We start from the raw sequence: 22,437 nt of genomic DNA, 5'->3' as shown, positions 1-22,437 counted from the left end.
ACGATCTGCTGGCCGACCTGGATGGCGCGTATGGCCGTAGAGACGGACAGGTCCACCGGCGGCGCCGATGCCTCAAGAAGCCCCGGTCACCGGCGCGCGCATCAGTTGACCGGGGTCAGCAGCGGCCGGCCGGCGTAGAAGGCGGCCAGGTTGTCGACCACCAGCTGCGCCATGGCGTTGCGGGTTTCCACCGTGCCGCTGGCGTGGTGGGGGAAGAGGGTCACGTTGGGCAGGCCGGTCAGAGCGGGGTCTGGCGTCGGCTCGTTCCAGAAGACGTCCAGCGCGGCGGCGCCGAGGCCGCCGTCCTGCAGGGCGGCGATCAGGGCGGTCTCGTCCACCACGCTGCCGCGGCTGACGTTGACCAGCGTGCCTTGCTGCCCCAGCGCCCGGATCACCGCGTCGGAGATCAGGTTCTTCGTCCCTGCCCCGCCGGCGACGATGACGATCAGCGCATCGGCCCATTGCGCCAGCTTCAGCAGGTCGGGCTGGAACGGCAGGCCCAGGCCGGGCCGTTCGCGGCGGCTGAAATAGGCGATGTCCAGCCCCATCGCCTGCGCGCGGGGCAGGATGGCCTGGCCGATCCTGCCCATGCCGACGATGCCCAGTCGCTTGCCCTTCAGCGCCGATTGCAGCGGGAACATGCCCTTGCGGCCCCAGTCGCCCGAGACGACATAGGCGTGCGCCGCGATCAGGCTGCGGCGGCTGGCCATCAGGAGAAGCATCGCCATGTCCGCCACATCGTCCGACAGCGCCTCCGAGGTGTTGGTCAGCCGGATGCCGCGTTCGGTCAGGGCGTCGTGGTCGATCGTCTCATACCCCGCGCTGGAACAGGCCACCAGTTTCAGCGCCGGCAGTCTTTCGATCATCTCGCGGGTCAGCACGGCATGGCCGTTGGTCACGATGGCCTGACACCGGCCGCCGGGGCCGTCCAGCATGGCCTCGCGCGCGGCGGCATCGGCCAGGTCGTAGCGGTGCAGGGTGTAAGTCGCGTCCAGCACGGCGAGTTGCGGGGCAAGCGTGGGGTAAAGGACCAGAACGTCGGACTTCATGCGGGCACCTTCGCGGCATGGCGGGCTTCGCGGCGGGCGGCCTGCACGGCGGGGTCGGGGTCCAGCGAGGCGGCCAGCAGGTTCTTCGTATAGGTCTCGCGCGGGGCGTCGAAGATCTGCCGCACCGACCCTTGTTCGACGATCCGCCCGCCCTGCATCACGATCACCCGGTCGGCGAAATCGCGCACCACGGGCAGGTCGTGGGCGATGAAGATGTAGGACAGGCCGAAGCGGCGGCGCAGGTCGGCCAGAAGCTCGATCACCTGGGCCTGGATCGACACGTCCAGCGCGCTGACGGCTTCGTCGCAGATGATGACGCGGGGTTCCAATGCCAGCGCCCGGGCGATGGCGATGCGCTGGCGCTGGCCGCCGGAAAACTGGTGCGCGTAGCGGTGCATGTGTTCGGGCAAGAGGCCGACCTGGGCCAGAAGCCCGGCCGCGCGGGCCTTCCACTGCGCGCGCGGCAGGATTTCGGGGTGAATCACCCAGGCCTCTGAGATCAGGTCATAGACCGACATGCGGGGGTTCAGGCTTTGCGTCGGGTCCTGGAACACCATCTGGATGTCGCGCCGCATGCGGAACAGGTCTTTCGGCGACAGGCGGAACAGGTCGGCGCCCTTGTAGAGCGCTTGCCCGCCGGTGGGTTCGTCCAGCCGCAGCAGGCACTTGGCCAGCGTCGACTTGCCGCTGCCGCTTTCGCCGACGATGGCCAGCGTCTCGCCTTCGGCCAGGGCGAAATCGGCGCCCTCCAGCGCGGTGAACTCGCCGTAGCGCTTGCACAGGCCCGAGACGGCCAGCAGCGGCGGCGCGGGCGCGCGGTCGGGCGGCATCTCGCCCTTGCCGGGCGCGGCGGCGATCAGCCGGGCGGTATAGGGGTGCTGGGGGTTGGCGTAGACCTGCGCCGCGCTGCCCTGCTCGACGATCTCGCCGCCGTTCATCACCACCACGCGGTCGGCCACCTCGGCCACCACGCCAAGGTCATGGGTGATCAGCAGAAGGCCCATGCCGGTTTCCGCCTGCAGCTTTTCCAGCAGGTCCAGGATCTGCGCCTGCACGGTGACGTCCAGCGCGGTGGTCGGTTCGTCGGCGATCAGGATGTCGGGGCGCAGGGCCAGCGCCATGGCGATCATCAGCCGCTGCCGCTGCCCGCCCGAGAACTGGTGCGGATACTTGTGCGCCGACTGGCCCGGGTTGGGGATGCCCACCTTGGCCAAGAGCGCCAGCGTTTCCGCCCGCGCCCTGGCGCGGGGCGTGCCGTGGATGACCATGGTTTCCTCGATCTGCCAGCCCACGGTGTAGACCGGGTTCAGATGCGACAGCGGGTCCTGGAAGATCATCGCGATGCGCTTGCCGTTGATGTCGCGGCGTTCCTCGCGGCCCATCTTCAGAAGGTCGCGCCCCTCGAACAGCAGTTCGCCGCTGGTGATCTGGCCCGGCGGGCAGTCGATCAGGTCCATGATCGCGCTGGCGGAGACCGACTTGCCGGAACCGCTTTCGCCGAGGATCGCCAGCACCTCGCCTCGGTCGAGGTGCCAGCTGACGTTGCGGACGGCGTGGACCGGGCCGCGGACGGTGTGGAAGGTGACCGAAAGGTTGCGGACCTCAAGCAGGTGGTCAGCCATTCTTGCGCCCCCCCATTTCCAGCCGCCAGCGCTGCTGCGGGTCAAGCGCCACGCGCAGCCAGTTGGACAGAAGGTTCAGCGAAAGCGTGGTCAGGATGATGGCCAGGCCCGGCCAGAACGACAGCCACCAGGCGCTGGTCAGGTAGGGGCGGCCCTGGGCCACCATCAGGCCCCAGGTCACTTCAGGCGCCTGGATGCCGATGCCGAGGAAGGACAGCGAGGATTCCGCCAGCATGACGAAGGCGAAATCCAGCGTGGCGATGGTCAGAAGGGTGGGCAGCACCACCGGCAGGATGTGGCGGAACACGATGCGGGCGTCAGAGGCGCCCATCACGCGGGCGGCCTGCACGAACATGCGTTCGCGGACCTCAAGCACCTCGGCCCGGGTGGTGCGCAGGTAGACCGGGATGCGGGTGATCGCGAGGACGAGGATGATGTTGGCCGCCGAGGGTTCGAGCATATAGAGCACGATCACCGCCAGCAAGAGCGAGGGGAAGGACATGATCACATCCGCCAGCCGCGGGATGATCTGCGCCCAGCGGCCGCGGGAATAGCCTGCCACCAGACCAAGGGCCGAGCCGACGATCATCGAGGCCACCACCGCCCCGGCGGCAATGGCGATGGTGTTCTGCGCGGCGACGATGATGCGCGCCAGAAGCGGCCGGCCAAGGGCATCGCCGCCCAGGATCAAGAGCCAGCCCTTCGACAGGTCGAAGGGGGGCGCGTTTCGGCCGCGCAGGTTCTGCTTGGTCGCCACCGCGTCCAGCAGCGCAGGGCCGATCAGGGCGCAGACCAGCACGACGCACAGGAAGATCGCCGCCACGAACGCCGGCTTGTCGGCCCAGAGCATGGCCAGCACGCTGCGCAGGCGGCCCTTTTCGGCGGGGGTGACGGGGGCGATGTCGGCCATCGCGCTAATACCGGATGCGCGGATCGAGCACCGCATAGGCGATGTCGATCAGGATGTTCATCAGGAAGATCGCGAAGGCGGTGACCATGATCGCGGCCAGCACCACCGCGAAATCGCGCTGCAGGATGCTGTCGATCATCAGCTTGCCCACGCCGGGAAAGCCGAAGATGCTTTCCACCACCACCGCGCCGTTCAGCATCCCCGCCGCCTGATCGCCGATCACGGTGATCACCGGCAGCATGCCGTTGCGCAGGGCGTGGACGAAGATCACCGGGCGGGGCCGCACGCCCTTGGCCCGGGCGGTCTTGACGTACGGAGAGGACAGCGCGGTGATCATGCTGCCGCGCACCACCTGCAGGATCAGGCCGAAGGGCCGGATGAACAGCACCGCGATGGGCAGGATCCAGTGCCACAGCGTGCCGGTGCCCGAGGTGGGCAGCCAGCCCAGGTTGACCGAGAACAGCACGATGGCGACGATGGCGATCCAGAAATCGGGGGCCGAGGCGCCGATCAGCGAGAAGAAGGTGGCGATCCGGTCGAACACTCCGCCCACGTTGAAGGCCGCCAGCGCGCCGAAGACGATCGCCGCAAACGACACCAGGACCATGGTGATCAGCGCCAGCGTCAGGGTCCACTTGAACGCCTCGATCACCACATCCAGCGCGGGGCGGGACTTGCGGATGCTGTCGCCGAAATCCAGCGTCAGCAGGTCGCCGACGTAGCGGCCAAACTGGACAATCAGCGGGTCGTTCAACCCGTGCAGGTTGCGGAAGTTCTCGCGTGCCTCAAGGCTGGCATCGACCGGCAGGTAAAGCTGTGTCGGGTCGCCGGTCAGCCGCGACAGGAAGAACACCATCACGATCAGCACCAGGAGCGAGACGGCACTGGCCACGGCGCGTCTGGTCAGGAATTTCCGCATCCGCCCCCCTTTGCCGGTGCCGGAAGTGAAGGCGGCGGCAGGGGGTGCCCCGCCGCCGCCAGGATCACGTCAGCCTACTTGAACTTGATCTGCGACAGTTGCAGTTCGCTGTTGGTGGCGATGGTGGGCACGAAGTCCAGCTTTTCCGACACGCGGCTGAAGCCGACCATGTGGAACAGGAAGACGTCGGCCACCAGGTCCTCGTGCGCCCGCTTAAACACCGGCTTCCATGCCTCGGCGCGGGCGTCACCGGTGGCGGCGGTGGCCTCGGCGATCATCTTGTCGAGGTCGGCGTCGCAGAGGCCGGACTGCAGGCCTTCGCAGGCATACTTGAAGAACATCGAGAAGACGGGGTCGCCGCGGTTGTTGTCATGCATGGCCATGACCATGCGCGGGCCGCGGTCCTCGGCGAAGGGCTTGGAATAGACCTGTATCCATTCCGCGACTTCCATCATGTTCAGCTTCACGTTCAGCCCGACGTCGGCGAACATCTGCTGCAGCGCCTCGCAGACCTCGACCACGTTCGGAAAGTTGCCGATCCGGCAGACCATCTCGACCTCGGTGTCCACAGGCACGCCGTCGGCCTTGGCCTCGGCCACCAGCGCCCTGGCCTGGTCGGGATCGAAGGGCCAGGGCGTCAGGTCGGGGTTCGAGCCCAGCGTGGAGGGCACCACCATCGCCACAGCCTTGATCGCATCGGCCGGGATCAGCGTGCCCAGGAAGGCATCACGATCGATCGCGAGGTTCATCGCCTTGCGGATGCGGATGTCGTTCAGGGGCGCAATGGTGTTGTCGACGCGCAGGTAGGTGGTTTCCGAGTTCGGATAGCTGAAGTCGGTCGCCGCGTCGGTGGCGTCGTTCTGGTTGATCAGCGGCACGATGTCCGCCTCGCCCGCGCCGACCATGGCCGCGCGCACCGCATCGTCGCTGCGGAAGACGTAGGTCGCCTTGGTGACCTGCGGGGCATCGCCCCAGTAGCCGTCACGCGCGGTCAGGATGATGTTCTGGCCGGCGTTCCATTCGGCCAGGACATAGGGCCCGGTGCCGACCGGAGACCTTACGAACTCCATCGGGGTTTCCGCCGGCACGATGGTCAGGGTCGACATCAGCAAGGGCAGGATCGGCTGCGCCGGGTCCGAGGTGATCTCCACCGTGGTGTCGTCCTTGACGTCCACGGTGATCTTCATGCCGCCGAAGAACTTGGCGCCGATCTCGCAGGTGAGGGCTTCCGACACCGCGCGTTCCATCGAGTGCTTGATGTCCGCGCCGTCCAGCGTGGTGCCGTCGGAGAAGGTCACGCCCGGGCGCAGCTTGAAGCTCCAGGTGTCGGCGTCGACCTCGCTCCAGCTTTCCGCCAGGCGCGGTTTCAGCTGGCCGTTGGTCGGGTCCAGCTCGGTCAGCGTCTCGCTGATGTTCTGCAGGATCACGCGGCCGATGTTCGACTGCGAGGCCATGCAGGGCTCGACGACTTCCAGTTCCTCGTTCAGGGCGATGGTGATCTCGCCTTCGGCGAAAGCCGGGGCGGCAAGGGCAAGGGCGGCGATGCCACCCATCAGGGCCGATTTCTTACGCACGTTCTCCTCCATGTCGCCACAGCGTTTGTTCGCGCAAGCCGCCCGCGCTGCGACACGCGGCCCGCCGCGCCGCCCGATTCTCCTCCGGGGTGCGGCGCATTTTCTGATATATTAGTGCATCAAATCCGCTCATCCTAGCGTCCGCTGATGCACGATGAAACAAGACCGGATCAATCCAGAGGGGTCCCACGATCATGCCTCCGGCGCGGCCGGCGGCCGGCTGCGCCGGGTGGCGGCCATGATCATGGTGGCAACGAAGATCAGCGCCGCGCCCACCCAGGTGGAAAGGCCCGCCACCTCCTGGAACAGCACGAAGGCCAGGATCGCCACGAAAGGCAGGCGCAGAAAGTCGATCGGGGCCACGAGCGAGGCATCGGCCAGCTGGAAGGCGCGGGTGACCATGGTCTGGTTCAGCGCGCCCAGCGCGCCCTGCACCGCCAGAAGGCCCCAGTGGAAGGCCGAGGGCGTCTGCCAGACCAGCCAGGCCGGGATTACCGCCAGCGGCACCGAGACGATCAGGTTCCAGGCCACCAGCGTATCGGTCCGGTCGTTCCCCGCCATGGCCTTCAGCATCAACTGGATCACCGCGGTCAGAAGCGCGCCCAGCAGCGCCAGCATCAGCGCGGGCGAAACCCTTTGCCCGGCCGTCCAGTCGGGGTTGAGCACGACCAGCACCCCGACAAAGCCCAGCATGACCGCAAGGATCCGCACCGCCTGCGGCCTTTCCCCGAACAGAAGCCACGCCCCCACCGTCACGAACAGCGGCGCGGCAAAGCCGATCGAGGTGACATCGGCCAGCTTCGCCTCGGCCAGGGCGAAGAACACGGCGATCAGCGAGGCCAGCTTCAGCGCCGCCCGCAGCACATGCATCAGCCGGTAGCTGGTGCGCAGCATCTGCGGCCGCGACAGGATCCAGGGCAGCATGGCGAGCAGGCCGAAGGAGGTGCGCGTCAGGCCGATGATGAAGGGATGTACCTCTTTCGCCAGCAGCCGCACGATCACCGCATCCACCGCGTTGATCACGCCCACCAGCATCATCAACACCACGCCCACCAGCGCCGCGCGGTCGCGCGGGCCGGAGTCCTGGGTCGGGGGAGAGGGCGGGGGCATCCATGGTCCGGCAGGGAAAAAGGGCAATACCCAAAACCATCGCCGGCGACCGTGAGTTTGTCAACAAATGTTTGCCTTTTCTCCTGTCGCCGACGAGAATGGAATTTTTAGCTGTTCTATTTCAATGTTTTGACTTGTTCATAGGAGAGTGCATTGAGGACATCACTGCTTCATCAACTTGACAACTATGCAAATTTCCCGCAGTTTTCCGGTCACATCCAGAGAACCGCGAGGGAATCTTCCGTGCCGCTGTCCCCGACCGAGATCGCCAATCGCATGACCGGCGCGTTGGAGCATGCCGGCGGCCGGGCCGAGGCGATCCTGCCCTCGCCCATGGTGCAGAACCACGCGGCCTTCCTGTCCCGCCACCCCGACGGGCGGCTGGATTGCCTGTGGTTCGGCGGCAGTCTTGAGGGCAAGGCCGACATCTGCATCTGGCGATCCACCCTGTTCCCCGGCGCCGACCGCTGGTCGGCCGCGCAGCAGATCAGCGACGACGCCGAGCGGTCGGAGCAGAACCCGGTGCAGGTCCTGGCACCCGATGGCCGGGTGCTGATCCTGCACACCGCGCAGCCGAAGGGCGGGCGGCAGGACGAATGCTCGGTGCGGATGCGGACCGAGGGCAGCCCGCCGCAAGACTTGCCCTTGCCGCCCGGCAGCTTTGTCCGCGCGCCGGTGCATGTCCGCCCGGACGGTGCCTGGCTCTTGCCGCTGTTTCACTGCGTCCAGACCCCCGGCGCGCAATGGACCGGTCGGCATGACGTCGCCTCGGTCGCGATCAGCGCCGATGCCGGGGCCACCTGGCGGCGGGTCGAGGTGCCTGCCTCGACCGGCTGCGTCCACATGAGCATCGTCGATCTGGGTGCGCCGGACAGGCAGCACCTGGCCGCCTTCTTCCGCCGCCGGCAGGCAGATTTCGTCCATCGAACGGAAAGCCGCGACGGTGGCGAAAGCTGGTCTGTGCCGGAGCCGACCGATGTGCCCAACAACAACTCGTCCATTGCGGCGATCCGCCTGGCGGACGGGCGCCTCGCCCTGGCCTGCAACCCCGTGAACGCCAGCATGAGCCCGGACCGCCGCGCCTCGCTGTATGACGAGTTGGGCCAGGATGCCCGCCCGCAGGCCGCCGGCGGCTGCACGCCGATCTGGGGCGTGCCGCGCGGGCCTTTGTCGCTGTGCCTGTCGTCGGACGGGGGGCGGTCCTTCCCCACCCGCCTTCTGGTCGAAGACAGCCCCGGCACCTGCCTCACGAACGACAGCCTCGACGGGCGGAACCTGGAACTGTCCTATCCCTCGCTGTCGCAGGCTCCCGACGGCAGCCTGGACCTGGCCTATACGCTCTATCGCCGCGCCATCAGGCATGTGCGGCTGCCCCTTTCCGCCCTGCCAAAGGACGCGCCATGATCGGAATCACCATGGGAGACCCTGCCGGGGTTGGCCCGGAAATCACCCTCAAGGCGGTGGCCGAGATGTCGGTCGAAGACCGGGCGCAGACCCGCATCTTCGGCAACCTCGCCACCCTGCGGCATGTCGCGACGATGCTGTCCATCCCCATCGACCCGGGCTCCGATGTCGGCGTCACCGACCTTCCCATCAAGGGTGCGCCCCTGCCGATGGGCAAGCTGGACCCGCGCGGCGGCGATGCCAGCTTCCGCTTCATCGAGGCCGCCGTGCGGGCCGCCGAAAAGGGCGAGATCGCCTGCATCGTCACCGCGCCGATCAACAAGGAATCGCTGAACCTGGCCGGCCACCACTATGACGGCCACACCGGGATGTTGGCCGCGCTGACCGGGGGCAAGGCTTGGATGCTGCTGGCGTCCGACCGGCTGAAGGTGATCCACGTCACCACCCATGTCAGCCTGAAGGACGCCATTGCCCGCATCACGCCCGAGCGGGTGCTGGAGACCATCCGCCAGGGCGACGCGCATCTGAAGCGCCTCGGCCATGCCGCGCCGCGCATCGCCGTGGCCGGGCTGAACCCGCATTGCGGCGAAGGCGGGCTGTTCGGCACCGAGGACATGACCCAGATCGCCCCCGCCGTGGCCGCCGCCCGGGCCGAGGGCATCGACGCCCGCGGCCCGATTTCGGCCGATACGCTGTTCCACCGGGCCTGGAACGGCGAGTTCGACCTGATCGTCGCGCAGTATCACGACCAGGGGCATATCCCGGTCAAGCTGGTGGCCTTCGACACCGGGGTGAACGTCTCGGTCGGGCTGCCGATCGACCGCACCTCGGTGGACCATGGCACCGCCTTCGACATCGCGGGCCAAGGCATCGCCAAGCACATCAACATGAACGCGGCCATCGCCTATGCGCGGCGGCTGGCGGCCGGGAGGCACGCATGAAAACCTTTTTCGGTGGCGTGAACTGTGCCGTCGCAACCCCGGTCTCGGCGGACGGCAAACCGGATCTGCGGCTCTTCACCGCCCATGCCCGCGCGCTGCTGTCCGAAGGCGCCCATGGCCTGGCGCTGCTGGGCACCACGGGCGAGGCGAACAGCTTTGGCGCGGCCGACCGGATGGCGCTGGTCGAGGCCGCGGTTGCCGCGGGCATTCGGGGCGATCAGCTTCTGCCCGGCACCTCGGCCTGCAACGTGGCGGAGACGGTGTCCCTGACCCGCCATGCGGTGCAGGCGGGCGCCCGTGGCTGTGTCCTGCTGCCGCCCTTCTACTACAAGGGCGCCTCGGACGAGGGGCTGTTCCGCTTCTATGCCGAGGTGATCGAAGGCGTCGCCGACAGCCGGTTGCGGGTGATCCTGTATCACATCCCGCAGATGACACAGGTCCCGATCAGCCACGAGTTGATCGACCGGCTGCTGGAGGCTTTCCCCGGCATCGTCGTCGGCATCAAGGACAGCGCGGGCGATCTGGCGAACATGCAGGCCATGGTCACCCGCTTCCCCGGATTCTGCGTGCTGGCCGGGGCCGATCCGCTGCTGCTGCCGCTGTTGCGGATGGGCGGGGCAGGCTGCATCACCGCTACCTCGAACCTGCGGTCCGATGCGCTGCGTGTGGTCTTCGATGGCTGGAATGACCCGGCCCGCGCTGACGAGATCGCCGCCGCGCAGGACCGCATCATTGCCTGGCGGACCCTGAGCAACGCCCATGTGCAGTTGCCGACGGTCAAGGCGATGCTGGCGCGGTCGCGCGGCGATCTGGGCTGGCTGAACCTGCGCCCGCCGCTGGTGCCGCTGGGCAAGGCGGACTGCGAAAAGCTCTGGGCCGAGATGGCACGGCTGGGCGAATGAGGGGGCACGGATGACTACCGGAATGGACCGCGCCATCACGCTGCATCAGCCGAAGCGGCTGGAGTTCGGCATGGGCGCCGCGGCGCGTCTGGGCGAATGGGCGGCGGATTTCTCCCGCGTGCTGGTGCTGGCCTCGCCGCGGACCGCACCGATGCTGGGCAAGCTGGGGCTGACCGGGCAGGTCACGCTGTTCCCGGACGTGCCGCCGGAACCCGATGACCGGGCGCTGTCCGCCGTGCTGGAAATCGCCGCGCGGGTAGAACCCGACCTCGTCGTCGGCCTCGGCGGCGGGTCGGTGATGGACCTGGCCAAGCTGGCCGCCTGCCTGTGGGACGGCGCTCAGGTGCTGCCCGATGTGGTGGGGCCGAACAAGGTGGCGCGCCGGCTGTCGGCGCTGGCACAGGTGGCGACGACGGCGGGAACCGGGTCCGAGGCCGGCATCCGAGCGCTGGTCACCAATTCGGCGACCAAAGCCAAGATGGCGGTGGAAAGCCCGCAGATGATTGCCGACATCGCGGTGCTGGACCCGGAGCTAACCTTCTCGGTCCCCCCCGCCATCACCGCCGCCACCGGCGTCGACGCCATGGCGCATTGCGTCGAGGCCTTCACCAATCGCAAGGCGCATGACTTGATCGATGGCTACGCCCGCCAGGGCATCGCGCTGGTCGGCCGCTACCTGGGCCGCTGCGTGAAGGACGGCACCGATGCCGAGGCGCGGGCGGGCATGATGCTGGCCAGCTACTACGGCGGGGTGTGCCTGGGTCCGGTGAACACCGCCGCCGGCCATGCGCTGGCCTATCCACTGGGCACCCGGATGGGCCTGCCGCACGGGCTGGCCAACGCGATCATCTTTCCGCATGTGCTGGCCTTCAACGCGCCGGCAAGGCCGCAGAAGACGACCGAAATCCTCCGCTCCCTCGGCCTTCCCGCCAGCGACGTGCCCGCCACCGTGCTGCACCACGCCGCCGGCTTCTGCCGCGCACTTGGCCTTGAGATGCGCCTGTCCGCCCAAGGCACCAACGGCGACGACCTGCCCGCCTGGGCGGCCGAGGCCCACGCCATCCGCCGGCTGATGGACAACAACCCGCGCGACATGTCGGTGGCCGAGGTCGAGGCGATCTACCGCGCCGCCTTCTAGGCGCGCTCAGGCCTGCGGAAACAGCCGGTCGCGCGAATGCTCGAGGTGAGCCTGCATCAGCGCCCGCGCGGTCTTCCCGTCGCGCTCGCGGATGGCGTCGTGAATGGCCCTGTGTTCCTGATACACCCGTTCCAGCGCACCCGGCGAAAGCTTCAGGCTTTGGCCGTGGAACTGCATGCCCACGGCGATGTGGGATTCCAGCGCTTCCATCGCGATGGCGACATACCGGTTCTCGCTGGCCCGGGCGATGCCAAGGTGAAAGGCGAAATCGGCGTCCTCGCGGTGTTTCTGCCGTGCCGTCGCGTCGCGCAGCCGCTCCAGTGCCTCGGTCACCGGCTCCAGCGTCTCGGGCCGGTGACGCGTCGCCGCCTGCTCGGCCGCCGCCGGTTCCAGCATCAGCCGGAATTCGTAGCAGCGCAGCAAGCCGGTGACGTTTTCCACCGCGCCAAAGCCCAGCGGCTGGCGGATACCCAGCTGCCGCACGAAACTGCCCGCGCCCTGCCGCGAATAGACCAAGCCCTGATCGCGAAGCTTTTTCAGCGCCTCGCGCACCACGGGGCGCGAGACCTGGAACTCGGCTGCAAGGTCATGTTCGGTGGGCAGGCGTTCGTCGGGCGCGTAAGCGCCGGACTTGATCGCCTTGAACATCCGGTCAAACACCGCCTCGCCCAGGGATTTCCGCCGCCCTGGCTGATCCATCATCCGCCTGCTCCTTCTGCCAGCCGCAACAAGGCGCCCGCATCGCCGAAGCCGCCCGATTTCGTCACGATCCGCCAGCCGCCGCCGCTGGACAGCGGCAAGCCCGGCTGCATATCGCCGTGCAGGTCCAGCACCTGCACCCCCAACGCGTCCAGCACCGCCTCGGCCGTGGCCCCGCCCGTCAGCACCAGGGTCGCCGCGCCCCTTGCGGCCCGAACCACCGTCGCCGCCAGCGCCGCCGCGATCTGCGGCCCCGAGGACGCCCCATCCCCCGGCACCGCTTGCACCAGTGTCACTCCCGGCGCCGGGCCAACCTCCACCCGCCCATCCGGCGCCGGAACATACCGCAGCCCTGGAAACCCCCGCAGCGCCGCTACCTGCGCCAGTGTGATGGGATCGGTCGAGCCAACCGCGATCACCATGGGCAGGGCCAGAGCGGGCGGCACCGCCTCTGCCCACCCGATCCCGGCCGCCAGCGCCACCGCCGCACCGCGCGCGCCCACGACCAGATGCCCTGGCGCCGAGGCAAGCGCCGCTTCCATCTCGGTCGCCGTCGCCACATCGGGCACCAACGCCGGCCGGCCCAAGGCCGCCGCGACCGCGATGGGCGGCGCGATCCCCCAGCCCCGGACAGCGCCACCGGTCACCACGCGACCGAACTCGGGCAGCGCGGGAACCGCCAGCACGGGGCCTTCGGGGAACGCCGCCAACTCGGCTGCGATGTTTCCCTTCAGCCGCGAATCCACCTTCTTGAACAGCCGCACCCCCGGCGGCAAACCGGCCAGCACTGCGGCGACCGCCGCCCTTGCGGCCTGAGGCGCGATCTCGCGCGACCGGGTGGAAACCGCCACGACCTCGGCCTGACGCAGGGCCTCGGCCAACGCTGCGGCGCAGGTCGCCACCCGCACCCGCAGCCCCCGGTCGGAAAACGGCGCCGCCGCGTCCAACGCGCCGGTCAGATCGTCGGCAATGATCGCCAGCCGCAGCCCGCCATCTGACAACCCGATTTGTTCGCCCTGCCCCATTCTTCCGTTCTTTTGCAGGCGACTATCGCCGCGCACAGGTTTACATTCCCGCCTCGGAATGACAAGCGACAGGAGGCAGCCGGATGACCGCCACTCCGTTCGAGCTGAACCAGCTGCGCCATTTCGTGGCGGTGACGGAAGACCTGGGCTTTCGCCGGGCCGCGCGACGACTGAACATCTCGCAGCTGCCCTTGTCGCGCCACATCAGCCTGCTGGAGCACGCCCTGTTCGCCGGCCAGACCGAACGTGGCGAAAGCGGTGCGCTGGTGCTGGGCTTTGCCCCCCCGGCCATGCTTGAGGTGATCCGCCGCATCGTGCTGGCCGCACGCGAGCGGATGCCCGACCTGGCGCTGACCCTGTGCGAGATGAAGACCCACGACCAGGCCAAGGGGCTGATGGCCGGCAGTCTGGAACTGGGCATCACCCCGCCTGCCCGGCTGCAGCCCCAGCCTGCTGTTTGCGCCGGGTCTGGTCCGAGCCCTTCGTGCTGGCCATTCGACCGAAAGACCCCTCGCTGCTGCTGATCCGCTTTGCCCAGTTGGTGGCCGAGGTGCTGACGGGGGATTGATACACTGCGGCTATCATGCCCTCCAACCTTGGTATTGAACGCGACCGCTCCGCCCGGCGAGCCATGATTGAAAGGGAGACCGCCATGACCGCAAGCTTCACCGCCGCCCTGACCGGCATCTCGGGCATCCTTGTCACCCCGTTCGACGACGGCGACTGCATCGCCCCGGGCCGGCTGGCCCCGGTGATCGACCGCGCCGTCGCGGCGGGCGTGCACATCCTGGTCTCGAACGGAAACACCGGCGAGTTCTACAGCCTGGCCCTGGAAGAGGCGCTGCACATGGTCGCCGCCACTGCCGATCTGGTCGCCGGCCGCGTGCCGCTGGTCGGCGGCGCCGGGCGGTCGGTGGCAGAGGCCTGCCGTCTGGCCCGCGCCTCGGCCCGTGCCGGCTGTGCCGCGGTGATGATGCATCAGCCGCCAGATCCCTTCGTCTCGCCCCGCGGCACCGTCGACTATGCCCGCCGGGTGGCCGAGGCCGCAGAGGGCCTGCCGCTGGTGCTGTATATTCGCAACGATGCCGTCGGCCCCGCCGCCTTTGCCGCGCTGTCCGAAATCCCCCAGGTCGTCGGCGTGAAATGGGCCACGCCGAACCCGCTGAAGCTGGCCGAGGCCGTGGCGGCCAGCGACCCGCGCCTGATCTGGGTCGGCGGGCTGGCCGAAGTCTGGGCGCCCGCGCTGTGCGCCGTGGGCGCGCGCGGCTTCACCTCGGGGCTGATCAACGTCTGGCCGGCGCGGTCGGTCGCCATCCATGCCGCGCTGGAGGCGCAAGACTACGCCGAGGCGCGCCGCCTGATCGCCGGAATGCGCGCCTTCGAGGACGTCCGCGCCGAGGAGATGGGCGGCGCCAACGTCAGTGGCGTCAAGACCGCGCTGCGGTTGCAGGGAATCGACTGCGGCCCCGCCCGGCCGCCCGCCGCCTGGCCGCTGAGCGACAGCCAGACCGCCCGCATCGCCGCCGTCCTGAAAGCCGCAGGATGAGCGTCACGCTGGTTACCACCTCGCCCGCCTTTGGCCGCGCCGGCGATCTGCCCGACAGGCTGGCCGGGCTGGGTTGGACGCTGATCCGCTGCACCGCAGACGACCTTTCCGCCCACCTGATGAAAACCGAATTCCTGGTGGCCGGGCTGCCCGCAGTTACCACTGCGACCCTGGCGGCTGCCCCCCGCTTGCGCGGCGTACTGAAACACGGCGTCGGCCTCGATACCATCGACCTTGACGCCTGCACTGCGCGCAATGTGCCGGTCACCAACACCCCCGGCGCCAATGCGGTCGCCGTGGCCGAACTGGCGCTGGCACAGATCTTCGCGCTGTCACGCAACCTGATCGCGGGGCACAGTACGATCACCCAGGGCGGCTGGGACCGCCGCATCGGCCGCGAGGTCGAAGGCGCCACCCTGGGCATCATCGGCTTCGGCGTCATCGGCAGCACCCTGGCCGCAAAAGCCGCCGCACTGGGGCTGCGCGTTCTCGCCTGCGACCCTTTCGCCGACCCCGCTCAGGCCGCCGCGATGGGCGTGCCCCTCTTGCCGATGCCCGACCTGCTGGCGCAGTCGGACCACGTCAGCCTGCATGTCTTCGGAGGCCCCTCGACCGCCGGCCTGATCGGCACTGCCGAACTGGCGCGGATGAAGCCGGGCGCCACGATCCTGAACCTGGCTCGGGGCGAGGTGCTGGATCTGGACGCCCTGCACGCCGCGCTGACCGCCGGCCACCTGTCCGGCGCTGCCATCGACGCCTACACGGTGGAACCGCCCGACCGCAGCCATCCGATCTTTGCCAGTCCGAAGGTGATCTTCTCGCCGCATGCCGGGGGCGATACCTCCGGGGCGCTGAAGCGCATGGGCCACATGATCCTGGACGACATCGCCACTCTGTTGGCGGGTGGCCGCCCCGTCCGCACCGTCAACCCCGCCGCCTTCGAGGCCCGTCGATGACCCCGCGCCACGCCGTCCCCGTCCTGCGCGGCTTTGTCCGGCGGGCTGGCTGACGACCGCCCATGGCGCCTCCAGCCACGCCCTCGCCGCCCCGGCCCGTGGCGGCGCGCCGTTGCCGAGCGGCGAACTGCACCACGGGCAAGAGGGATCGGGCATGGCGCTGAAGGTCAAGGGGCTGAGCCGGGGCTGGCCGAGGGCGTCGAGCCTTGTTCGTGATCAAGCCGTTCTGGTCCGAACCGGCCGAACGTCCGGGCATGCCCCTGCCGCTGTCGCTGCCGTTGCCCCTGGCCTATCGCTTCCATGGCGCGATCAGCGCTTCCAGCATTGCCTCTTCCTCTGCCGTCAAGTCCACCAATGGCGGTCGCACCTTGCCAGCGGCAAAGCCCTGCAACCGGACGCCTGCCTTGATGGCGGCGACGGCATAGCCCTTGCGGCGGTTGCGGATCGCCATGAAGGGATAGAAGAAGTCGTTCAGCAGCCGCGCGCAACTTGCCCGGTCACCGCCAAGCAGCGCGCCGTAGAACGCGTTCGCCAAGGCCGGAACGAAGTTGAACACCGCGCTGGAATAGGTGGTGACGCCGGCGCCCAAGTAGGCTTCGGCGATCAGTTCCGCCGTCGGCATTCCGCCCAGATACATCAGCCGGTCACCCATCCTGGCCGTGACCTGGCGCACCTGGCCGATGTCGCCGGTGCCGTCCTTGAACCCGATCAGGTTCGGGCAGTCCTCGCAAAGCCGTGCCAGCGTGTCGGGCTGCACCACCGCGTTGTCGCGGTTGTAGACCATGACCCCGATTCCGACCGACTGGCAAACGCGCCGGACATGGGTGTAAAGCCCCTCTTGTGGCGCGTCGATCAGGTATGGCGGCAAGAGCAGCAGCCCGTCCGCCCCCGCGGCCTCTGCCGCACGCGCGATCTCGACCGCCAGTTCCGTGCCATAGCCGCAACCCGAAACGATGGCCGTCTTGCCCGCCGCCTCCTTTGCCGCCCGCACCACAACCGGCACCTCGCCAGGCGCCAGCGAGAAGAACTCGCCGGTTCCGCCTGCCACGAACAGCACCGGCGCGGCAAAACCCTCCAGCCAGCCGACATGGCGCTGGTAACTGTCGGGGGCAAACCGGCCCTCGGTGTCGAAATGAGTCACCGGAAAGGACAACAGACCAGAGCCAAGCAGGCCTTGAAGGTGCTGGGGTTGCATTTGCCGCCTCCTGACAGATCTGTTGATATATTAGTATATAGCATGGACCGAAGTCAAACTGCTTGCCCCCGCCCTGCCGTTTGATCCCATCGGCAAACGCGTATTCCCTTGGCCAGACCACTGCGACGGGGGCCAGGCAGGATCGGTCAAGCCGAAACACCGTCGCCGACGTCTCGGGGCGGCGCGGTCTCTGGACCGCGGAAGGAACGGTATGCGGGTCCGGCAAGGATGAGTCCGGGTTGGTCGCCCTGGCGATTGCGCCGGCGCGACCAGCCCGATCCTCAGCCCCTTGCGGCGCGGATCAGATCAAGGATTTCCTTTGCGGCCGCGGGGATGTTGGTTCCCGGCCCGAAGATCGCCTTCACACCGGCCCCTTTCAGGAACTCATAGTCCTGCTGCGGAATGACGCCGCCGCAGATCACCAGAATGTCGCCGGCGCCCTTGTCGCGCAGCGCCTGAATCAGCTTGGGCGCCAGCGTCTTGTGCCCCGCCGCCTGGCTGGAGATGCCGACGACGTGCACGTCATTGTCCACCGCGTCCTGCGCGGCCTCTTCCGGGGTCTGGAACAAGGGCCCCACATCGACGTCAAAGCCGATGTCGGCAAAGGCGGTGGCGATGACCTTGGCGCCGCGGTCATGCCCGTCCTGCCCCATCTTCACCACCAGCATCCGCGGCCGCCGCCCTTCGGCCTCGGCGAAGCTTTCCACGTCCTGCTGGATCTGGGCAAAGCCCTGGTCGCCCTCATAGGCCGCACCATAGACACCGGCGAGGGTCTTCACTTCCGCCCGATGGCGGCCGAACACCTTTTCCATCGCGTCGCTGATCTCCCCCACCGTTGCCCGTGCCCGCGCGGCATCGACCGCCGCCTCCAGAAGATTGCCACCCTCCGCGGCGCGCCGGGTCAGTTCGGCCAGCGCCGCCGCGCAAGCCGCATCGTTGCGCGCTGCCCGCGTCAGCTTCAGCCGCGCCACCTGGGCCTCGCGCACCGCGACGTTGTCGATGTCCAGGATGTCGATCGCATCCTCGCTGGCCTTGCGGTACTTGTTGACGCCGACGATCACCTCTTCGCCGCGGTCGATCATCGCCTGCCGCCGCGCGGCGGTTTCCTCGATGCGCAGCTTGGGCATGCCCGAGGCCACCGCCTTGGTCATGCCGCCCATCGCCTCGACCTCCTCGATCAGCGCCCAGGCCTTCTCGGCCAGTTCGCTGGTCAGGCTTTCCACGTAGTAGCTGCCGGCCAGAGGATCGACGACATGGGTGATGCCGGTTTCCTCTTGCAGGATCAGCTGGGTGTTGCGGGCGATCCGGGCGCTGAATTCGGTCGGCAGCGCGATCGCTTCATCCAAGGCGTTGGTGTGCAGGGACTGCGTGCCGCCCAGCGCCGCCGCCATCGCCTCATAGGCGGTGCGGATGACGTTGTTGTAGGGGTCAGCCTCCTGCAGGCTGACGCCGCTGGTCTGGCAATGGGTGCGCAGCATCAGGCTGCCGGATTTCTTGGCGCCGAAGTCGGTCATGATGCGGTGCCACAGCATCCGCGCCGCCCGCAGCTTGGCCGCCTCCATGAAGAAATTCATGCCGATGGCGAAGAAGAACGACAGCCGCCCGGCGAAATCATCGACGTTCATGCCGCGGGCGATGGCGGCGCGGACGTATTCCCGCCCGTCCGCCAGCGTATAGGCCAGCTCCTGCACCAGGTTCGCGCCGGCTTCCTGCATGTGGTAGCCGGAAATCGAGATCGAGTTGAACTTGGGCATTTCGGCCGAGGTGTATTCGATGATGTCCGCGATGATCCGCATCGAAGGCTCGGGCGGGTAGATGTAGGTGTTGCGGACCATGAACTCCTTGAGGATGTCGTTCTGGATGGTCCCCGACAGGTCGGCCCGCGGCACACCCTGTTCCTCGCCCGTCACGATGAAATTCGCCAGGATCGGGATCACCGCGCCGTTCATCGTCATGGAAACGCTGATCTTTTCCAAGGGGATGCCGTCGAACAGCACCTTCATGTCTTCGACGCTGTCGATCGCCACGCCGGCCTTGCCGACATCGCCCACCACACGCGGGTGGTCGCTGTCATAGCCGCGGTGGGTGGCCAGGTCGAAGGCGACCGACACGCCCTGCTGCCCGGCCAGCAGCGCCTTGCGATAGAAGGAATTCGATTCCTCGGCGGTGGAAAACCCCGCGTACTGGCGAATGGTCCAGGGCCGCCCGGCATACATCGTGGCCCGCACCCCGCGGGTGAACGGCGCCACGCCCGGCAATTCGCCCATCTGCGGCAGGCCCGCCACATCCTCCGCCGTGTACAGCGGCTTGACGGTGATGCCTTCCAGCGTCTGCCAGTCCAGGGTTGACGGGCTTGCGCCCTTCAGTTCCTTCGAGGCCAATGCCTCCCATGCCTTCACGTCCGCCATTCGTCTCTCCGTTCCTGTGCCGCCGCGAACCGCGTCCGCGCCGCTTGGGGTTTTCCGCAGCCTGCCCTATATCCATGGGCATGATCCGCCTTGACCGCCGTTCCGTCCTGTTCCTCGCGGCCCTCGCGCCGCTTGCCGTTCACGCCCAGACCGCCGCCCCGGGCGAGGCGAACCCGTTCGCCCCCGTCCCCTCGTCCGAGGTGGTGGAGGCCGAACTCGTCTATCTGCGCCGCCCGGTCATCGTCTTTGCCGACAGCCCGAACGACCCTGCCTTCATCCGCCAGATGGAGCTTCTGGCCCGCTACTACCCCCAGCTTCAGGCCCGTGACGTGATCCTGATCACCGACACCGATCCCGCCGCCCCGTCCGAGTTGCGCCGCAAGCTGCGGCCGCGCGGGTTTTCCCTGGTGCTGATGGACAAGGACTGGAAATCCGCCCTCCGCAAGCCCCTACCTTGGGACGGGCGAGAGGTCATCAACTCGATCGACAAGATGCCCATCGCCCGCTCGGAGGCGCTGGAGAAGTATCCGGCGGGGCGGTAGCGCCCCCCGTTCTGCCCCCTGGTCCGGCAGCGGCCCGTCGCAGCAGTGGCGGTCATTCGAACTCCATGATCACATCGTCCACCCGCAGGCTGGCGCCGGCGCTGGCGCGGATCGCCTTGACCACGCCCTTGCGCTCGGCCTTGAGGATGTTTTCCATCTTCATCGCCTCGACGGTGGCCAGCGCCTGGCCTTCCTGCACCTCGTCGCCTTCGGCCACGGCGATCTTCACCACCAGACCTGGCATCGGGCACAGCAGGTATTTCGACGTATCCGGCGGCAGCTTTTCCAGCATCAGCCCGGCCAGCGCGTGCTGGCGCGGGGTGCGGACGTGCACCTTCAGGTCGGCGCCGCGCAGCCGCATCCGGAAGCCCATCGGAATCTTGCCCACCTTGATCGCCATCTCGGTCGGCCCGACCGTCAGCCGCGCCAAAGGCTGGCCCGGGGTCCACTCGCTTTCCACCCGCAGGGACGATCCGTCCTCGAAATGCACGGTCGATCCTTCATGGTCGGCCCGGATGGTGACCGGGATCACCGTGCCGCCCAGGCTGACCATCCACTCGTCGCCCACCCGGCGGGTGTGGTTGTCCATGGTGCCCGAGATTCGCGTGCGCCGGATCTCGGCGACGCGGTTCATCGCCGCCGCCGACGCCGCGACCTTGCGCAGGGTGTCGCCGTCCAGCGTGGCACCCTGGAACCCGTCGGGGTATTCCTCGGCGATGAAGGCGGTGGTGATGTTGCCCGACACGAACCGCGGATGGTCCATTACCGCGCCCACGAAGGGCAGGTTGTGGCCGATGCCTTCCACCTCGAATGTGTCCAGCGCCAGCCGCATCTCCTGAATGGCGTGGGCGCGATCCTTGCCCCATGTGCACAGCTTGGCGATCATCGGGTCGTAGAACATGCTGATTTCGCCGCCTTCGAACACGCCGGTGTCGTTGCGCACGATGCCGCCGCCGTCGGTCGGGCCTTCCACCGGGGGCCGGTAGCGGGTCAGCCGGCCGATCGAGGGCAGGAAGTTCCGGTACGGGTCCTCGGCGTACAGCCGGCTTTCCATCGCCCAGCCGTTGATCTTGAGGTCCGACTGCTTGAACGGCAGGGGTTCCCCGGCGGCGACACGGATCATCTGTTCCACCAGATCGATGCCGGTGATCAGCTCGGTCACGGGGTGTTCCACCTGCAACCGGGTGTTCATCTCGAGGAAGTAGAAATTCCGCTGCCCGTCGACGATGAATTCCACTGTGCCGGCCGATGTGTAACCCACCGCCTTGGCCAAGGCGCAGGCCTGCTCGCCCATCGCCTTGCGGGTGGCTTCGTCCAGGAACGGCGAGGGGGCCTCTTCGATCACCTTCTGGTTGCGGCGCTGGATGCTGCATTCGCGTTCTTGCAGGTAGACGCAATTGCCGTGCTTGTCGGCCAGCACCTGAATCTCGATGTGGCGCGGCTGGGTGACGAACTTCTCGATGAAGATGCGATCGTCGCCGAAGCTGGCCGCCGCCTCGTTCTTCGACGACTCGAAGCCCTCCTTCACCTCGCCCTCGGTCCAGGCGATCCGCATCCCCTTGCCGCCGCCGCCGGCCGAGGCCTTGATCATCACCGGATAGCCGATCTGGCCCGAGATCTTCACCGCCTCATCGGCATCGGCGATCAGGCCCATGTAACCGGGAACCGTGGAAACCCCCGCCTCCATCGCTAGCTTCTTCGAGGTGATCTTGTCGCCCATGGCTTCGATCGCCGGGCTGGGCGGCCCGATGAAGACCACGCCCGCCGCCTCAAGCGCCGCTGCGAAGGCGCGGTTCTCGCTCAGGAAACCATAGCCGGGATGCACCGCCTCGGCGCCCGTCGCCTTGACCGCCTCCATGATCCTGTCGATCACGATGTAGCTTTGTGCTGCGGGGGGCGGCCCGATATGCACCGCCTCGTCCGCCATCTTGACGTGCAAGGCGTTGCGGTCAGCGTCGGAATAGACCGCCACCGTCTTGATGCCCATCTTGCGCGCCGTCTTGATGACGCGGCAGGCGATCTCGCCCCGGTTGGCGATCAGGATCTTCTTGAACATGGTTCCCCCTCAGTCGGCCCGGGGCCGCAAGTCATGCGGCGGGCGAAAATGCAAGACGGGGCCGGCCGGGCGGTTGGCCCGGGCGACCCCGTGGATTTCAGATGTCTCCCGCCCGAAGGCGGGGCCTAGATCAGTAGCGCGGCTGGCAGGGCGGCAGGCCCAGTTCGATGCCGCAGGAGGCCGCACCGGCCAGACCGCCGATGATCGCGCCGGTAAGCACGTTGCTGTCGGTCGCGTCGGCCAAGACCACGCCGGCCGTTGCGCCAGCAAGGCCGCGGGACGCCGGGTCCTGCATGCAGCCGGCAAGCGGAGCGGTGAAAAGGACGAAAAGGATAAGCGACTTGCGCATGGAAGACTGCCTCGTTTGTTGGTTGTTATTGCGTTGGATTCTAGCGCAAACCAACCGGAAAGGAAGCGGTTTTCGCGCCCCGGCCGGTGGGC

20 protein-coding genes are annotated in these 22,437 nt (G+C 68.0%); 8 read left to right on the top strand and 12 right to left on the bottom strand.

Annotation, left to right across the window (positions count from 1 at the left end; all coding sequences use genetic code 11):
* Positions 1 to 101 precede the first annotated feature (101 nt).
* The 6 genes from LHP98_RS16530 to LHP98_RS16505 form a co-directional block, all read right to left on the bottom strand.
* The gene (locus LHP98_RS16530) at positions 102 to 1,049 is read right to left on the bottom strand and encodes a 2-hydroxyacid dehydrogenase (RefSeq protein ID WP_227253662.1); all 948 of its coding nucleotides are present in this window, start codon (positions 1,047 to 1,049) and stop codon (positions 102 to 104) included.
* Complete coding sequence (locus LHP98_RS16525) at positions 1,046 to 2,671, bottom strand: ABC transporter ATP-binding protein (protein WP_227253661.1); 1,626 nt, start codon at positions 2,669 to 2,671, stop codon at positions 1,046 to 1,048. The genes LHP98_RS16530 and LHP98_RS16525 overlap by 4 nt, the downstream gene beginning before the upstream one ends.
* Positions 2,664 to 3,581 carry an ABC transporter permease gene (locus LHP98_RS16520; protein WP_227253660.1) on the bottom strand — a complete coding sequence of 306 codons (918 nt, stop codon included), beginning with the start codon at positions 3,579 to 3,581 and terminating at the stop codon, positions 2,664 to 2,666. Before LHP98_RS16520 ends, LHP98_RS16525 begins: the two co-directional genes overlap by 8 nt.
* A 4-nt stretch (positions 3,582 to 3,585) precedes the next feature.
* Complete coding sequence (locus LHP98_RS16515) at positions 3,586 to 4,500, bottom strand: ABC transporter permease (RefSeq protein ID WP_227253659.1); 915 nt, start codon at positions 4,498 to 4,500, stop codon at positions 3,586 to 3,588.
* Positions 4,501 to 4,574: 74 nt separating this feature from the next.
* The gene (locus tag LHP98_RS16510; RefSeq protein WP_227253658.1) at positions 4,575 to 6,074 is read right to left on the bottom strand and encodes an ABC transporter substrate-binding protein; all 1,500 of its coding nucleotides are present in this window, start codon (positions 6,072 to 6,074) and stop codon (positions 4,575 to 4,577) included.
* A 192-nt stretch (positions 6,075 to 6,266) separates the two neighbouring features.
* Positions 6,267 to 7,184: a DMT family transporter gene (locus LHP98_RS16505; protein WP_227253657.1), complete on the bottom strand. Its 918-nt coding sequence runs from the start codon at positions 7,182 to 7,184 to the stop codon at positions 6,267 to 6,269.
* Between the two features lie 243 nt (positions 7,185 to 7,427).
* On the opposite strand from LHP98_RS16505, the gene LHP98_RS16500 reads away from it, so the two are divergent.
* From LHP98_RS16500 to LHP98_RS16485, 4 genes are read left to right on the top strand one after another with little or no spacing between them, the layout of a single operon-like run.
* Positions 7,428 to 8,588 carry a sialidase family protein gene (locus tag LHP98_RS16500; protein WP_227253656.1) on the top strand — a complete coding sequence of 387 codons (1,161 nt, stop codon included), beginning with the start codon at positions 7,428 to 7,430 and terminating at the stop codon, positions 8,586 to 8,588.
* Positions 8,585 to 9,529, top strand: a complete 945-nt coding sequence (gene pdxA, locus LHP98_RS16495) for a 4-hydroxythreonine-4-phosphate dehydrogenase PdxA (protein ID WP_227253655.1) — start codon at positions 8,585 to 8,587, stop codon at positions 9,527 to 9,529. Before LHP98_RS16500 ends, pdxA begins: the two co-directional genes overlap by 4 nt.
* Positions 9,526 to 10,431 (top strand): dihydrodipicolinate synthase family protein, encoded by a 906-nt coding sequence (locus LHP98_RS16490; protein ID WP_227253654.1) that lies wholly within the window; start codon positions 9,526 to 9,528, stop codon positions 10,429 to 10,431. The genes pdxA and LHP98_RS16490 overlap by 4 nt, the downstream gene beginning before the upstream one ends.
* A 10-nt stretch (positions 10,432 to 10,441) precedes the next feature.
* On the top strand, positions 10,442 to 11,569 hold the full coding sequence (locus tag LHP98_RS16485) for an iron-containing alcohol dehydrogenase (protein WP_227253653.1): 1,128 nt from the start codon (positions 10,442 to 10,444) through the stop codon (positions 11,567 to 11,569).
* Positions 11,570 to 11,575: 6 nt separating this feature from the next.
* Here LHP98_RS16485 and LHP98_RS16480 read toward each other — a convergent pair whose 3' ends face one another.
* Positions 11,576 to 12,271: a FadR/GntR family transcriptional regulator gene (locus LHP98_RS16480; protein ID WP_227253652.1), complete on the bottom strand. Its 696-nt coding sequence runs from the start codon at positions 12,269 to 12,271 to the stop codon at positions 11,576 to 11,578.
* Entirely contained in the window at positions 12,268 to 13,293 is a 1,026-nt protein-coding gene (locus LHP98_RS16475) for a four-carbon acid sugar kinase family protein (RefSeq protein WP_227253651.1), read from the bottom strand. Before LHP98_RS16475 ends, LHP98_RS16480 begins: the two co-directional genes overlap by 4 nt.
* 83 nt (positions 13,294 to 13,376) lie before the next feature.
* Between LHP98_RS16475 and LHP98_RS16470 the strand changes: the two genes are divergently transcribed.
* From LHP98_RS16470 to LHP98_RS16460, 3 genes are all read left to right on the top strand, one after another.
* Positions 13,377 to 13,817: a LysR family transcriptional regulator gene (locus tag LHP98_RS16470; protein ID WP_227253650.1), complete on the top strand. Its 441-nt coding sequence runs from the start codon at positions 13,377 to 13,379 to the stop codon at positions 13,815 to 13,817.
* A 128-nt stretch (positions 13,818 to 13,945) separates the two neighbouring features.
* Entirely contained in the window at positions 13,946 to 14,839 is an 894-nt protein-coding gene (locus LHP98_RS16465) for a dihydrodipicolinate synthase family protein (RefSeq protein ID WP_227253649.1), read from the top strand.
* A complete protein-coding gene (locus LHP98_RS16460; protein ID WP_227253648.1) occupies positions 14,836 to 15,795 on the top strand; it encodes an NAD(P)-dependent oxidoreductase in 960 nt (319 codons plus the stop codon). The genes LHP98_RS16465 and LHP98_RS16460 overlap by 4 nt, the downstream gene beginning before the upstream one ends.
* Positions 15,796 to 16,084: 289 nt before the next feature.
* On the opposite strand, the gene kdgD is transcribed toward LHP98_RS16460, so the two are convergent.
* Positions 16,085 to 16,990, bottom strand: a complete 906-nt coding sequence (kdgD, locus tag LHP98_RS16455) for a 5-dehydro-4-deoxyglucarate dehydratase (RefSeq protein WP_227253647.1) — start codon at positions 16,988 to 16,990, stop codon at positions 16,085 to 16,087.
* 281 nt (positions 16,991 to 17,271) lie between these two features.
* Positions 17,272 to 19,398 carry a methylmalonyl-CoA mutase gene (scpA, locus tag LHP98_RS16450; protein WP_227253646.1) on the bottom strand — a complete coding sequence of 709 codons (2,127 nt, stop codon included), beginning with the start codon at positions 19,396 to 19,398 and terminating at the stop codon, positions 17,272 to 17,274.
* Between the two features lie 80 nt (positions 19,399 to 19,478).
* Here scpA and LHP98_RS16445 point away from each other — a divergent pair, with 80 nt between their 5' ends.
* The gene (locus LHP98_RS16445; protein ID WP_227253645.1) at positions 19,479 to 19,940 is read left to right on the top strand and encodes a DUF4174 domain-containing protein; all 462 of its coding nucleotides are present in this window, start codon (positions 19,479 to 19,481) and stop codon (positions 19,938 to 19,940) included.
* Between the two features lie 52 nt (positions 19,941 to 19,992).
* Here the strand turns inward: LHP98_RS16445 and LHP98_RS16440 are convergent, their stop codons facing one another.
* Together LHP98_RS16440 and LHP98_RS16435 are read right to left on the bottom strand one after the other, a co-directional pair.
* A complete protein-coding gene (locus LHP98_RS16440; protein WP_227253644.1) occupies positions 19,993 to 21,996 on the bottom strand; it encodes an acetyl/propionyl/methylcrotonyl-CoA carboxylase subunit alpha in 2,004 nt (667 codons plus the stop codon).
* 130 nt (positions 21,997 to 22,126) lie between these two features.
* Positions 22,127 to 22,345, bottom strand: a complete 219-nt coding sequence (locus LHP98_RS16435) for a hypothetical protein (protein WP_227253643.1) — start codon at positions 22,343 to 22,345, stop codon at positions 22,127 to 22,129.
* Between the last annotated feature and the right edge of the window lie 92 nt (positions 22,346 to 22,437).

Source organism: Rhodobacter sp. Har01 (genome assembly GCF_020564565.1).
In the GTDB taxonomy this organism is placed as follows: domain Bacteria; phylum Pseudomonadota; class Alphaproteobacteria; order Rhodobacterales; family Rhodobacteraceae; genus Pseudogemmobacter.
This window is presented reverse-complemented; position numbering and strand designations above follow the sequence as displayed.

Excerpts from the sequence above, each read along its gene's own strand:
- LHP98_RS16465 (WP_227253649.1), top strand. The coding sequence starts at position 13,946 with ATGACCGCAAGCTTCACCGCCGCCCTGACCGGCATCTCGGGCATCCTT.
- LHP98_RS16520 (WP_227253660.1), bottom strand. The coding sequence starts at position 3,581 with ATGGCCGACATCGCCCCCGTCACCCCCGCCGAAAAGGGCCGCCTGCGC.
- LHP98_RS16460 (WP_227253648.1), top strand. The coding sequence starts at position 14,836 with ATGAGCGTCACGCTGGTTACCACCTCGCCCGCCTTTGGCCGCGCCGGC.
- LHP98_RS16440 (WP_227253644.1), bottom strand. The coding sequence starts at position 21,996 with ATGTTCAAGAAGATCCTGATCGCCAACCGGGGCGAGATCGCCTGCCGC.
- LHP98_RS16530 (WP_227253662.1), bottom strand. The coding sequence starts at position 1,049 with ATGAAGTCCGACGTTCTGGTCCTTTACCCCACGCTTGCCCCGCAACTC.
- LHP98_RS16445 (WP_227253645.1), top strand. The coding sequence starts at position 19,479 with ATGATCCGCCTTGACCGCCGTTCCGTCCTGTTCCTCGCGGCCCTCGCG.
- LHP98_RS16480 (WP_227253652.1), bottom strand. The coding sequence starts at position 12,271 with ATGATGGATCAGCCAGGGCGGCGGAAATCCCTGGGCGAGGCGGTGTTT.
- pdxA (WP_227253655.1), top strand. The coding sequence starts at position 8,585 with ATGATCGGAATCACCATGGGAGACCCTGCCGGGGTTGGCCCGGAAATC.
- LHP98_RS16505 (WP_227253657.1), bottom strand. The coding sequence starts at position 7,184 with ATGCCCCCGCCCTCTCCCCCGACCCAGGACTCCGGCCCGCGCGACCGC.
- scpA (WP_227253646.1), bottom strand. The coding sequence starts at position 19,398 with ATGGCGGACGTGAAGGCATGGGAGGCATTGGCCTCGAAGGAACTGAAG.
- LHP98_RS16485 (WP_227253653.1), top strand. The coding sequence starts at position 10,442 with ATGACTACCGGAATGGACCGCGCCATCACGCTGCATCAGCCGAAGCGG.
- LHP98_RS16435 (WP_227253643.1), bottom strand. The coding sequence starts at position 22,345 with ATGCGCAAGTCGCTTATCCTTTTCGTCCTTTTCACCGCTCCGCTTGCC.
- LHP98_RS16475 (WP_227253651.1), bottom strand. The coding sequence starts at position 13,293 with ATGGGGCAGGGCGAACAAATCGGGTTGTCAGATGGCGGGCTGCGGCTG.
- LHP98_RS16490 (WP_227253654.1), top strand. The coding sequence starts at position 9,526 with ATGAAAACCTTTTTCGGTGGCGTGAACTGTGCCGTCGCAACCCCGGTC.
- kdgD (WP_227253647.1), bottom strand. The coding sequence starts at position 16,990 with ATGCAACCCCAGCACCTTCAAGGCCTGCTTGGCTCTGGTCTGTTGTCC.
- LHP98_RS16525 (WP_227253661.1), bottom strand. The coding sequence starts at position 2,671 with ATGGCTGACCACCTGCTTGAGGTCCGCAACCTTTCGGTCACCTTCCAC.
- LHP98_RS16515 (WP_227253659.1), bottom strand. The coding sequence starts at position 4,500 with ATGCGGAAATTCCTGACCAGACGCGCCGTGGCCAGTGCCGTCTCGCTC.
- LHP98_RS16470 (WP_227253650.1), top strand. The coding sequence starts at position 13,377 with ATGACCGCCACTCCGTTCGAGCTGAACCAGCTGCGCCATTTCGTGGCG.